Source organism: Bacillus sp. MYb78, assembly GCF_002975115.1.
Classification (GTDB): Bacteria; Bacillota; Bacilli; order Bacillales; family Bacillaceae_G; genus Bacillus_A; species Bacillus_A cereus.
The window spans coordinates 154,787-168,386 of the sequence record NZ_PCOB01000009.1 but is presented as its reverse complement, the minus strand read 5'-3'; the positions used below and the strand labels follow the sequence as shown (position 1 = coordinate 168,386).

Genomic DNA, 13,600 nt, shown 5'->3' with positions numbered 1-13,600 from the left:
AGTTAAAATAATGGAGATGGTTATTTAAATGACCATCTCCATTATTTTGTTTTTTAAATGATAAATAGAGAAGAGTTACACAATAGGAGAGGAATTTTACTTGAAAAAAACTATAGTATGCGCAGTAATTGTGGGTATTTTTGTTTTGCTAATATCGGGTAACTTTTTAGTGAAAAAAGTGTGGAGTTCAAATAATGATGATGCACAGTATATTGCATCTTTTATTGAAGAACATAAAGATGAAAAAAATAGTGCGCTTCTAGTAAAGAGAAATGATAAAGTTGTTTATTCTGTAAACCCAAATGTTGTATTGCCAGTTGCAAGTACGATGAAATTAATTGTGGCGCTTGAATATACGAAACAAGTTACTGAAGGGAAAATTGATTCGTCTAGTTTTGTGTCGATTAACGATGTGAATCGCTATTATGTGCCGAATACAGATGGTGGTGCACAAGATAGATGGCAAAAGTATTTGGAGAAGACAGGCAAGATAACTGAAGGAGCGGTTTCTTTAGAAGAAGTGGCAAAAGGAATGGTTAAGTTTAGTTCGAATGCAAATGCTGAATACTTAATGGAATTGTTAGGATTAGACAACATCAATCGAAATTTACAAAGTTTATCACTTCCTGCACATCAACCACTATTTCCAATCGTTTCATCTTTGTATATCCCGGGATATTTGCATAAAGAATTACATGTTCCAAAATATAAAATAGAGAAAAAGTTAAAAGAAATGTCTCAAGAGCAATATCGTGAATATTCGATGATTATTCATGAACGCTTAAAGAAGAAGGGACCATTATTACAGAAGGAAATTCCGCTTTATTTAGAGGAACGTTACGACAAAATTTGGTCAGATAGATTACCAGCAGCTTCTGCAAATGATTATATGGTATTACTTCAAAAGGCAAACCATAAAGGTGGCTTGACAGAAGCTGAAGAAAAAGTGTGGGCAAATATCGTTGAAACAGACATGAGTGCTAAGAAATACCGTAAAACATTTAGACATGCTGGACAAAAGAATGGTTACACACCATGGACGGTTACAAAAGCGGTTTACGCTATGGATAAACGTGGAAACTGTACAGAAATTGTGTTTTTGGCGAACAATTTAAATGAAGACGATAGTGCAGAAATACGGAAACATTTAGCAAACTTACATTTCCAAGTGTTGCAAAGTGATAAGTATGATGCGACTTTTATTAAATAAACTCGGTGCAGAGAGCACCGAGTTTATTTTTATGTACAGGCACTTTTTTTCTATCAATGGGTATGATGGGTAGTAATACTTAGGTGAGAGGGGAAAAGGTGATGAAACAGAGTAAGGAAGAGTTTATAAAGAGTGAAGGCGCTGATTTCCCTGGAAAAACATATGTGGATTGTGTATTACAACATGTATTTGATTTTCAACGAAATTACTTATTGAAAGATATGTTTCAAGTGCATAAAGCACATATTACGATGCTGACTGAAGAAAGTTTAATGAAAATAGAAGAAGCTAAAGTTATATTAAACGCACTTAGAAAAGTAGAGCGAATACCAAAAGATAAATTGGTATATACAGAGCAGCATGAAGACCTCTTTTTTTTAATCGAACATTTAATTTCTCAAGAAGCGAAATGCGATTTTGTAAGTAATATGCATATTGGTAGAAGTAGAAATGATATGGGTGTAACGATGTATCGCATGAGCTTAAGGCGGTATATATTACGATTAATGGAACATTATTTGCTATTGCAAGAAAGTGTACTGCAACTTGCTGATGATCATAAGGAAACGATCATGCCAGCTTATACACATACACAACCGGCACAGCCAACAACATTTGGTCATTATACTTTAGCAATTTATGATACGATGCAAAGAGATTTAGAACGAATGAAAAAAACGTACCAGCTTTTAAATCAGTCTCCAATGGGGGCGGCTGCACTCTCTACAACAAGTTTCCCGATTAAACGAGAACGAGTTGCTCATCTACTTGGATTTACAACTGTAATTGAGAACTCATATGATGCTGTTGCCGGAGCGGATTATATATTAGAAGTTAGCTCGCTACTTATGGTAATGATGACGAATACGAGTAGATGGATTCATGACTTTTTGTTGTTAGCAACGAAAGAATATGACGGTATTACTGTTGCAAAGCCATATGTACAAATTAGTAGTATTATGCCGCAAAAACGAAATCCGGTTTCAATTGAACACGCTCGTGCAATTACGAGTAGTGCTTTAGGAGAAGCATTTACAGTATTTCAAATGATTCATAATACACCATTTGGTGATATTGTCGATACGGAAGATGACTTGCAGCCATATTTATATAAAGGGATTGAAAAGGCGATTCGTGTTTTTTGTATGATGAATGCAGTGATCCTAACGATGAAAGTAGAAGAAGAAACGTTAAAAAGTCGTTCCTATAAACATGCAATAACGATAACGGATTTCGCTGATGTTTTAACGAAAAATTATGAAATTCCATTTCGGCATGCTCATCATGCAGCAAGTGCTATTGCAAATATGTCATTGGAGCAGAAAAAAGAACTACATGAATTACACTTCAAAGATGTAAATATGTATTTGCAAGAACATTTTAAAATAAATTTATTAGAAAAAGAGTGGAAAGAAATTATATCGCCAGAAGCTTTTATTCAAAAAAGAAATGTATACGGTGGACCGAGTAAAAAAGAAATGAAGCGTATGATTAAAAATCGAAAAGAGTCCTTTCGAAAAGAAGAAGATGTATTTGAAAAGGAAAAACAGAGAATTTTACAAGCTGAAAATGCCTTGAATACATTAGCTTTGAATATTATTGAATCGTAAAAGAGGGATTTAATGAATTAATCGCCAATACTTAATTAAAATATAAATAGAGAGAAGAGATTGTCGATGATTCAATTACATGTATATGAAGAGATTTTTCATTTTAAAGAAGATGTTACACCATTTCTAGAAAAGAATGAGCAGGAAAACAATCTCATATTAGGTGTATTACAAATGGTTCAAGAACCGATATTTATGGGGATAGCGAAACAAGGAGAAGACATTGCGGTTGTATTTCTGCAAACAGAAGAGAAGAAACAAATCATTGTTGCAACTTCTGAAATTTCGGGAGTAGCTATTGAGGAACTTGCAAAAGAGTTAACGAAAGTATATCCAGATATTCCTGGATTGATCGGTAATAAGAAAATTGTACAGAAATTAGCGGAAGAGATTGCGGTATTAGAAAATAAGAAAATGAATGTTGCAATGGAGCAAGGTGTGTATGAGCTGAACAGAGTAAAGAAGAAGTGTAATGCGAACGGACTTTTCCGGGCGGTAAATAATGATGAATTACCATTAATAGAACAGTGGATATATCAATTTTGTGAAGACGTAAAGCTTCCTACTACGAAAGAAGAAGCAAAACAAACTGCGCATACATTAATAACTACAAATCGACTGTTTGGTTTGGAAGTAGATAGGAAACTTGTTTCTGTAGCTGCAAAAACGAGACCAACTAAAAATAATATAACAGTTAATTTCGTATACACGCCGAAAGAAGCAAGGAAAAAGGGATACGCATCTAATTGTGTAGCGGCACTTAGTCAACGTATGTTAGATGAAGGATACAAGACGACTACGTTATATACTGATTTAGCGAATCCGATATCGAATAAAATTTATCAAGAAATTGGTTATGAGCAAATTGCGGAGTCTGTGCTTATATTTTTAGAGAAGTAAAACAAAAAGGTGTGCAATTTTAGCACACCTTTTTGTTATTCATCAATTCTAATAATCTCGCCTTGAGGGAAGTCCTCAGTTTCTAGTAAGTTACGAATAGCTTTCGCAACATATTCAGGTGATAATAGTTTTCCTTCTTCTTTTAATGCAATGAAGCGGTCCAAATTTATGAAATCTTCTTTATTTGTTTCACGAATTTGTGATTGCATATTAGTATCAACAACACCAGGTGCAAAAGCGACGATTTTTACTGGATATTCTTTTTCTACTTCTTCAGTTGCTACGCACTGTGTAAACATATTTACACCAGCTTTCGTTGTACAATAAGCGCCCCAGCCAAAGTAAGGGTTTTTTCCTGCACCAGATGAAATGTTAATAACGCGTTTATCTACTTTCCAGTCTTTCGTATGTTTCATAAATGTAGATGTAAGAATCATAGGTGCAAGTAAATTAATGTGAACGTTCGTAATGAATTGTTCACTTTCAGCTTTTTCAATTGGCTTCATAGGTGCAACTGTACCCGCATTATTAATTAAATGAATAGAGGATACATTGTCTTTTTTAATAGATGAAATGATCTCTTTAAAGTTAGTTTCTAAGTTATGTACATCTTGAAGATCTAGGGAAAGAAAAATGAAATTGCTGTTATATTGCTCTGCAAGTTTTGTAAGCTCTTTATTTTCTCTTCTAGAAATAGAGATGACAGTTGTATTTTTTTCTAATAATTGCGTAGCGATTGCCTCACCTAAACCTTGTGAAGTTCCTGTTATGATAACGTAGCGCATAGTTTTATAAACCCCTCCCATATGTGCGGAATTTTGTTGGACAACGTACATTGTATAGTTTGTCTACATTTTATAGTATAGAGCACTTTTTACTATAATTGAAATGAGATGATTGTGTGCCTTTTATAAATAGGTTTACGACAACAGTACCTGGTGCCGTCACGTTTACTGGGAATACGCTGGGACTTAGCCCTACATCACCTGCACCAGGTAATATTTTTGGTACACTTGCTGTGTTTACGACAGTAAATACAGCATTGCAAGTACCAGGGTTCCCAGCAGGGACAACAGATGAATGGCAATTGAATTCTTCAAGTGCAATTTTAAATCTTCCAGCGGGAAGCAGTGTATTATATGCAGAATTAGTTTGGGCTGGTACTTTCCGGACTGATACGGAAGATGTGTTACCATTTTTAAATGATAACATTACATTTACAACGCCAGCAGGGACGTTTTCTGTTACGCCAGATCCTGCTACCGCGCAGCAAGGTTCAGTAGGAAATCAGTTTTATTATGCTCGCTCTGCCAATGTAACAAATCTTGTTAGTGCAGGTGGAGCAGGCACATATACAACGGGTGCTGTGCCAGCTGCAAGAACTTCAGCCGACCCAACAATCAGTCGTTCAGCTGGATGGACGCTTGAGGTTGTGTATCAAAATGCAAGTTTACCACTTCGAAATTTGTCAGTATATGCAGGTCAAGAAATTATCGATGCTTCATCCCCGCCAGTTGATGCTACAATTTCAGGTTTTGCTACGCCGGCAACAGGAGCTGTTACAGGAAGAGTGCTCGTAACTGCTCAAGAAGGTGATTCTAACATTGTTGGAGATCAACTTCGCTTTGGGCCGAATGCAAATGCTACAGTTGCATTATTCGGACCGAGAAATCCTGCGAATAATTTCTTTCAGTCACAAATTTGTAATGATAGTGGAAATTTAGATACGAGCGGCACGTTTGGAGATTTGAATCAGCCGTTAGGGGTAGCTTTGGCCGTCCGAAGACAAGGGTGGGATATTACGAATGTAGATGCCTCCTCATCTTTAGTAAACAGTCAAACATCAGCAACGGTTCGATTTGTTACAAATGGAGATGGATACGCAGCAGCTGGTTTTGGTGTTCAAATTGATGCAACAGGTCCAATTATTAATCCTGTTAAATCAGTTAATAGAACAGTCGCGGGGGTAGGGGATACTCTCACTTATACAATTACGGTCCCAAATACAGGAACAGGAAGTGCAGAAAACGTTGTATTACGTGATAGTATTCCGAACGGAACGACGTTTGTTGCAGGTAGTGTTACGGTAGGGGGAGTAACACAGCCGAATGCAAACCCTGCTAATGGAATTAATTTAGGTACAATCCCAAATAACACGCAAAGAATTGTTACATTTCAAGTTCGAATAACATCATTCCCGAATCCCAATCCTATTTTAAATCGTGCAATGGTGTCATATCAATTCCGTCCCTTCGTTGGTAGTCCTCCTATTACAAGTACGTCTTCTTCAAACACAGTACAAACGACAGTGAACCAAGCAACTATTAGTATGCAAAAATCTGTAGATTTACAGACGGCAACACTTAATGATGTATTAACGTACACAGTTAATGTCACAAATAATGGAAACGTCACTGCGAACAATGTTATTTTTGTTGATAGTATCCCTGCTGGAACAACATTTGTCGCAAATAGCGTTACGGTAAATGGAGTAGCGCGTCCAGGAGCGAATCCAGCAAGTAGTATTAATCTTGGAAGTATTAATGCATCGCAAACGACTGTAGTGCGCTTTCAAGTTCGAGTAACATCGAACCCTCTTGTCAATCCAATTCCAAACCGTGCGAGTGTAACATTTAACTTTACTCCAGTGCCTGGTCAACAACCAGTTTCAGGGCAAGCGACAAGTAATACTGTAGTTACAACAATTAATATAGCTGATATAACAACGAGAAAAACAGTGGATAAAGCTTTTGCAACGGTTAACGACGTTCTTACGTACACGGTAACAATTCAAAATACAGGAAATGTACTTGCAACGAACGTTATTTTTCAAGATCCGATCCCAATTGGAACGACATTTATCGCAAATAGTGTGACTGTGGATGGGGTTTCACAACCTGGGGTAAATCCAGCGACTGGGTTTACAGTAGCTAATATATCTCCTGGCGGAAGTAGGACTGTTACATTTCAAGTACGAGTAACATCTACACCATCGGGAGGTACGATTGCGAATCGCGGAAATGTATCTGCTAATTTCGTCGTTATTCCGAATCAGCCACCGATAACAATTAATAGACAAACGAATACAGTTGTGACACAAGTTAATACAGGCGGTTTAAATGTAATAAAAGAAGTAAATACAACGCAAGCGGCGGTAGGGGATACTTTAACGTACACAATTGCCGTCCAAAATACAGGGAATGTTCCGTTAACAAATGTATTTTTCCAAGACCCTATTTCTTCTGCTGTTTCATTTGTTGCAAATTCTGTAACAATTAATGGAGTACAGCAAAGTGGACTAAATCCGAATACAGGATTCTCTCTTCCGAATATTCCTGCGGCTCAAACGGTTGTAGTCACATTTGACGTAGTAATTGTACAGAATCCAGAAAATGAAGATATTTTAAATCAAGCAAATGTAACAGCAAGCTTTCAAGTGAATCCGAATGAACCACCAGTAACAATCAATGTACCGAGTAATGTTGTGAATACGACAGTACAATCAGGAAACTTTGAAGTTGTGAAAGCAGTCAATACGGATGTTGCAACAGTAGGGGATATTTTAGTATATACAATAGAAGTCATAAATGCAGGTAGTGTACCAGCTACGAATGTATTTTTCCAAGATTCAATTCCCCAAGGGACATTATTTATTGAAAATAGTGTAGTTGTGAATGGTGTTTTACAAGAAGGGGCAGATCCAGAACTTGGATTCCCATTAAATAATTTGCCTACTGGCGCCAGTGTTATTGTTACATTTGAAGTATTAATTGATGAAATTCCCCAAGGAAATAATGTTGTAAATAATGCGAATGTAACTGGAGATTTCCTTGTAAATCCAACAGAGCCGCCGATTACTGTAACAGTACCAAGTAATACTGTTATGACGATCGTGAATTCTTCAGGGTTAAATGTAATGAAAAGTGTAAGTGCTACTGAAGCCGGTGTAGGAGATACGTTAACGTATACAGTTCGTATACAAAATAGTGGAACGGTGACAGCGACAAATGTATCATTCCTTGATCCGATTCCAGTTGGAACCACTTTTGTAGCGAATAGTGTAACAATAAACGGGACACCTCAACCAGGTTTAAACCCGACAACTGGATTTCCACTTGCTAATATTCCAGTAGGAGGGATGGTAACAGTTACTTTCCAAGTGACAATCACGAGTGTACCACCAAATAGAGTTCTTCCGAATAATGCGAATGTCACTGCTGATTTCCAAGTAAGTCCTCTTCAGCCACCAATTACAATTGTAACGATTAGTAATATTGTTGTGACGCGAGTGAATGTAGGATCACTTAATGTAATGAAGAGTGTAAATACACCACAAGCCGGTGTAGGAGATACGTTAACGTATACGATTCTTATTCAAAATACAGGAACTGTTCCTGCAACGAATATTGTTTTTCAAGATCCAATTCCGTCTGGTACTGCCTTTGTAGCAAATAGTGTGACGATAAATGGAGTCGTACAGCAAGGCGCGGATCCTATGCTAGGTTTCCCAGTACCAAATATTCCGGTCGGGCAAACGGCTACGATTACGTTTCAAGTTACAGTGACGAGTGTTCCGAGCGGTGGAAATATAAGAAACCAATCGAACGTTACTGCAAGTTTTCTTATAAATCCAGCAAACCCTCCAATAACGACTGTTACAAATAGTAATTTTGTAGTGACGCAAGTAAACACAGCACAGTTAAATATACAAAAATCTTCATCTGTACAACAAGCAGCACTTGGAGAAACTTACACGTATTCTGTTGTCATTCGAAATAACGGTACAGTAACAGCAACGAATGTCTCTTTCCTTGATCCAATTGCTTTAGAAACAACTTTTGTAGCAAATAGTGTAACGATAAATGGAACGCCACAACCTGGATTTGACCCAAATGTTGGTTTCCCGCTTCCTAATATTGCAGCTGGAACATCATTGACAGTAACGTTCCAAGTTACGGTAGTTGCACCGTCTACACGTGGAGCAGTATTAAATACAGCATCTGCTACAGCCACTTTCTTATTAAATCCTTTACAGCCACCTGTAACAACAACGAATTCAAGTAATACAACGGTAGTTACAATACCGTTACCTCCTCCTGGTGAAGTAACTGCAACAAAAACAGTTGATGTTGCAACTGGGGCCGTTGGGGATGTATTAACGTATACTGTGCTCATTTCAAACGTAGGAATTATCCCTGTTACAGATGTGTTCTTCCAAGATGTCATACCAGAAGGAACGACGTTTGTTGACAATAGTGTAACGATAGGTGGAGTGCAGCAACTTGGTTTAAATCCAGAAATAGGATTTACAGTTACTCCATTATTAATCGCTGGTGGAAGTATTGAGGTCACATTCCAAGTGACGATTACAGAAATTCCAGATAATGAAGTCATATTAAATGATGCAGATGTTACATTTACTTCACAACCAAATCCGCAGGAACCACCGATTACGGAAACGATATTAACAAATTTAGTCGTTACGACAATTAATATAGCGTTTATTTTTCCATTGAAACTAGTAGATAAAGAAGTAGCGACGGTAGGAGAAATATTAACGTATGATGTATTGATTTTTAATTTCGGAACAGTGCCAGCGACGAATGTTCAATTTATCGATACTACTTCCGCGGGTGTAGCATTTGTACCAGGAAGTGTGAGCATAAACGGGGTACCAGCACCAGGATTAGATCCTTTCATTGGTTTTACAGTTCCAGATATACCTGTCGATGATTTTGTACTTGTCACATATCAGGAAGTGGTTACAAGCATACCAGAAGGTGGAACGATTGTTAATTTTGTAGACGTTACAGCTACATTTGCTGTAAGTGAAACAGAACCGCCTATTACGGAAACAACGACAAGTAATACGACATTAACAGAAATCAATGAGCCTGGTTTGAATGTTTTAAAATCAGTAAGTCAGCCGGTTGTTGCAGTAGGCGATACAATCACATATACAACAGTAATTCAAAATACAGGGACAGTGCCAGCGACGAATGTTCAATATAGTGATGTATTACCTTCCTCTATAGCATTCGTGCCGAACAGTGTAACGATAGATGGTGTGTTACAACCTGGATTCAATCCGAATAACGGATTCCCGCTTCCAGATATAAATCCAGGTGAAAGTGTAGAAGTCATCTTCCAAGTAACCGTTGTTAGTGCGCCATCAAACGGAACAATTGCCAATACGGCAAATGTAACTGGAAGTTTTGTATTAGTACCAGGAGAACCACCAGTTATAGTAACAGAGCCGAGCAATACAACACTTACAACTGTAAATAGAGGGCAATTTAATGTTATTAAACAAGTAAATAGGGTTGCTACTCTCGTTGGAGATATATTAACGTATACGGTTCAAATAACAAATACAGGAACAGTAACAGCTAATGCTGTTCAGTTTGTTGATACCATTTCAGCAGGAGCGTCATTTGTACCAAATAGTGTAACGATAAATGGAGCCCCGCAACCAAACTTAAATCCGATTACTGGATTTGGAGTTGGAGATATCCCAGTTGGTGAAATAGTTATAGTGACGTTTCAAGCGACAGTTACAAACATCCCGTCATCAGGAACAATTACGAACGTTGCAAATATAACAGGAAGCTTTACTTTAGTGCCAGGAGAACCACCAGTTGTAGTAACAGAGCCGAGTAATACGACGATAACTAGAGTGAATAGAGGACGATTCAGCGTTATAAAATCTGTAAATAAAGAAGCGACACGATTAGGAGATACGTTAACGTATAGTGTGCAAGTTACAAATACGGGAACGGTAACAGCAACGAATGTTCAGTTTATCGATGTTCCATCACCTAGTTTAGAATTCGTTCCTGGAAGTGTACAAATAAATGGGATTCCGCAAGTAGGTTTAGATCCATTTGTAGGCTTTGCATTGCCTGATCTTGCAGTAGGGGATAGTGTATTAATTACATTTGAAGTAAATGTAATCGCAGTTCCGCCTTCTAGTAGCATTATGAATACAGCAAGAGTAACGGGTGATTTCGAATTGATTCCAGGAGAACCTCCGTCTACAATTACAAATTCAAGTAATACGACGGTTACGCCGGTAAATAGAGGCAGCTTAGATATGCTAAAAGAAGTAGACCATTCAGTTGTTGGTGTAGGAGAAACGGTAACGTATACTGTTCGTATATTAAATACTGGTACTGCTGATGCAATGAATGTTCAATTTATCGATGTGCTATCTCAGGAAGCTGATTTCGTTCCAAATAGTGTAACGATAAATGGGATTCCGCAACCGGGGTTAAATCCGCAGATTGGATTTACGATACCTGATATACCAGTTGGTGAGACGGCACTTGTAACATATGAAGCTACGATTACAAGTTTTCCGGATGGTGGTACAGTAGTGAACGTTGCTGGGGCGTTAGCAGAATATATTTTAGTACCAGGGGATCCGCCAGTTACAGTGATGGATACAAGCAATACAGTTATAGTGACGGTAAATACTGCAATCTTATTTGTTGCAAAAGGAGCAAACTTTGAAGTAGCAATGATAGGGGATGTTGTCACTTACGGAATCGCTGTTATAAATGATAGTACAGTTCCTGTGACCAATATTGTGTTAACAGATATCATTGATCCGAATACGCTATTTATAAATGGTACGGTAACGGTAAATGATGTAGCTCTTCCATTTGCTAATCCGAATACTGGTATTCCGTTAGGTGATTTTCAGCCAAATGATGCAGCAATTATTAATTTCCAAGTTGTAATAATAGGAGGGCAAGTAAATAATTTAGTTACAAATACTGCTACAGCGAATGGGCTTGCAACTGTAAATCCGAATGAGCCGCCAGTAGTAGTTGAAGGTGATAGTAATACAGTTGTTATCCCGTTTATTCCTCAAAATGTCTCAACGACAGTCGTAAAAACGGCAGATTTACAGGTAGCAACAATTGGAGATGTCATTACGTTTACGACAGTCATCACAAATACGGGTGATACTGTAATGCAAAATATTCGTTTTCAAGATATGTTAGATAGTAGTGTTCGATTTGTTCCTGGAAGTGTAACAGTTGATAATACGCCAGTGCCGAATGTAAGCCCGGCAGTAGGGTTTCTTATCGGAAGTTTAAATCCTGGTGAAGCAAGGACAGTTTCGTTCCAAGTAGCAGTACAGAGCGCGCCAAATGGTTCAGGAAATTATATAAATCAAGCGAGTATTCGTTTTGAACATCAAGTAGGCACAGTATTGCCACCTGTTACACAAATAGTAGAAAGTAACATAGTTGTCATTCCATTTGTTCCAACGATTGAACAAATTTGCGAAACAAACTTTAATTGCTTAGATAAGATTCCATTTCAATGTTCTCCGTGTAATCATTTGCATGGACATAAAAAATAAAAACAGAAAGAGCATCCTGAAAAATAATTGGATGCTCTTTTTGTTTTAATCATATAGATTCATTTTCGGGCGAGGTGAAAAATTCGTCGATTTTGTCGGAGAGTAGTAATGGAATGGCTCCTTTTATAACAGAAATGTCCCAGTCCCACCATGCGAGATTCTCTAGTTTGTCAATCGTTTCTTGTGGGAAACGATATCGAACAAATTTTGCAGGATTACCAGCTACAATTGCATACGGGGGTACGTCTTTTGTAACAACGCTCCTGGCGCCGATAATGGCCCCGTTACCAATTGTAACACCAGATAAAATACAGGATTGATAACCAATCCATACATCATTGCCGACTACGATATCACCTTTTGAAGAAGGGTGACCAGTAATATGTGCTCCTTCATCAAAAAGTGCATTAAATGGATAAGTCGTTATCCAGTCTGCGCGATGTTCACCGCCAAGTATGAAAACGACTTCTTCTGCTAATGAACAAAACTTACCTATTTTTAATTTTGTTTCATCGTTCCAAGAAAAAATGGTTGGCCCTACTTTACTATAAGTATAATCACCAATATCATATTTATTATATTCAGGTTTTTGATTTAAATATAACATGCTTCTTCAGCCTCCTTTCTCAATTAAGCGATACGTATGGAATATTATATGCAAGATGTAGTAATGTGAACTGTATTAATAGGTGAAATGAACAAAAGGGAGTGGGATGTATGCGATACGAAATGGGTTTATATAATAAACCGTTTCAGTCAATTCAATCAGGGAAAAAAGTATATGAAGTACGCCTATACGATAAAAAACGTCAACTAATAAACAAAGACGATGAAATCGTATTTACGAATCTTACGACAACAGAAATGATGACGGTAAAAGTAACGGAAATAAAGCGATACGAGAGCTTTAAATCTATGTATGAACAAATTGATAAAAAATTATTGGATTGTGAAAATGATAGTTTAGAGGAAATGTTAGAAAGTACATACAAAATATATACGAAAGAACAAGAAAAAGAGTGGGGAACAGTTGCGATTCGTATTGAGGTAATAAAATGATAAGAAATCGCGGGGCGGCCATCATTGTACAGGAAGGAAAAATCGCTCTTATAAAACGTATTCGAGAAGAGGAAACATATTATGTTTTTCCTGGCGGAGGGATTGAGGAAGGTGAAACGCCTGAAGAAGCAACGAAAAGAGAGGTATACGAAGAATTAGGGGTATATATACAAGTGGAGCACCTTATTGCAAAGTTAAAATATAAAGGAAATGAATATTATTATGGCGCCTATATTACAGGCGGAGTGTTCGGAAGCGGAACAGGTGAGGAATTTCAGCGGGAAGGTAGAGGAAGTTATATTCCGTTATGGCTACCGATAAACGAGTTGGAAAAAGTGAATATAAAACCTTATGAAGTGGTCGGAAATATATTTAATTATTATAAAATATAACGTCTGACAACATACAAAAAAAACCATTGACATAGGCTTCTGATTTAAGTATTGT

Annotated in this window: 8 protein-coding genes; 6 read left to right on the top strand and 2 right to left on the bottom strand. The window is 37.3% G+C overall.

Annotated elements, in window-relative coordinates:
• The first annotated feature begins 100 nt into the window (after positions 1-100).
• The 3 genes from CQ064_RS18610 to CQ064_RS18600 all read left to right on the top strand — a co-directional run bounded on the left by CQ064_RS18610 (position 101) and on the right by CQ064_RS18600 (position 3,720).
• Positions 101-1,210 (top strand): serine hydrolase, encoded by a 1,110-nt coding sequence (locus CQ064_RS18610; RefSeq protein ID WP_000751368.1) that lies wholly within the window; start codon positions 101-103, stop codon positions 1,208-1,210.
• A gap of 101 nt (positions 1,211-1,311) precedes the next feature.
• The gene (gene argH, locus CQ064_RS18605; protein WP_000813971.1) at positions 1,312-2,820 is read left to right on the top strand and encodes an argininosuccinate lyase; all 1,509 of its coding nucleotides are present in this window, start codon (positions 1,312-1,314) and stop codon (positions 2,818-2,820) included.
• 66 nt (positions 2,821-2,886) lie between these two features.
• Positions 2,887-3,720, top strand: a complete 834-nt coding sequence (locus CQ064_RS18600) for a GNAT family N-acetyltransferase (RefSeq protein ID WP_000615371.1) — start codon at positions 2,887-2,889, stop codon at positions 3,718-3,720.
• A 35-nt stretch (positions 3,721-3,755) separates the two neighbouring features.
• Here CQ064_RS18600 and CQ064_RS18595 read toward each other — a convergent pair whose 3' ends face one another.
• Positions 3,756-4,505 (bottom strand): (S)-benzoin forming benzil reductase, encoded by a 750-nt coding sequence (locus CQ064_RS18595; protein WP_001271067.1) that lies wholly within the window; start codon positions 4,503-4,505, stop codon positions 3,756-3,758.
• 116 nt (positions 4,506-4,621) lie between these two features.
• On the opposite strand from CQ064_RS18595, the gene CQ064_RS18590 reads away from it, so the two are divergent.
• Positions 4,622-12,094 carry a DUF11 domain-containing protein gene (locus CQ064_RS18590; RefSeq protein WP_001115928.1) on the top strand — a complete coding sequence of 2,491 codons (7,473 nt, stop codon included), beginning with the start codon at positions 4,622-4,624 and terminating at the stop codon, positions 12,092-12,094.
• A gap of 49 nt (positions 12,095-12,143) precedes the next feature.
• Here CQ064_RS18590 and CQ064_RS18585 read toward each other — a convergent pair whose 3' ends face one another.
• Positions 12,144-12,701, bottom strand: a complete 558-nt coding sequence (locus tag CQ064_RS18585) for a CatB-related O-acetyltransferase (protein ID WP_000966308.1) — start codon at positions 12,699-12,701, stop codon at positions 12,144-12,146.
• A gap of 110 nt (positions 12,702-12,811) precedes the next feature.
• Here CQ064_RS18585 and CQ064_RS18580 point away from each other — a divergent pair, with 110 nt between their 5' ends.
• Together CQ064_RS18580 and CQ064_RS18575 are read left to right on the top strand one after the other, a co-directional pair.
• Positions 12,812-13,153, top strand: a complete 342-nt coding sequence (locus CQ064_RS18580; RefSeq protein WP_001268359.1) for an ASCH domain-containing protein — start codon at positions 12,812-12,814, stop codon at positions 13,151-13,153.
• Positions 13,150-13,545, top strand: a complete 396-nt coding sequence (locus CQ064_RS18575; protein ID WP_000620832.1) for an NUDIX hydrolase — start codon at positions 13,150-13,152, stop codon at positions 13,543-13,545. Before CQ064_RS18580 ends, CQ064_RS18575 begins: the two co-directional genes overlap by 4 nt.
• The last annotated feature ends 55 nt before the right edge of the window (positions 13,546-13,600 follow it).

What these genes read in the sequence shown, in the direction of transcription:
- CQ064_RS18585 (WP_000966308.1), bottom strand. Translation starts at nt 12,701, where the DNA reads ATGTTATATTTAAATCAAAAACCTGAATATAATAAATATGATATTGGT.
- CQ064_RS18580 (WP_001268359.1), top strand. Translation starts at nt 12,812, where the DNA reads ATGCGATACGAAATGGGTTTATATAATAAACCGTTTCAGTCAATTCAA.
- CQ064_RS18600 (WP_000615371.1), top strand. Translation starts at nt 2,887, where the DNA reads ATGATTCAATTACATGTATATGAAGAGATTTTTCATTTTAAAGAAGAT.
- CQ064_RS18595 (WP_001271067.1), bottom strand. Translation starts at nt 4,505, where the DNA reads ATGCGCTACGTTATCATAACAGGAACTTCACAAGGTTTAGGTGAGGCA.
- argH (WP_000813971.1), top strand. Translation starts at nt 1,312, where the DNA reads ATGAAACAGAGTAAGGAAGAGTTTATAAAGAGTGAAGGCGCTGATTTC.
- CQ064_RS18575 (WP_000620832.1), top strand. Translation starts at nt 13,150, where the DNA reads ATGATAAGAAATCGCGGGGCGGCCATCATTGTACAGGAAGGAAAAATC.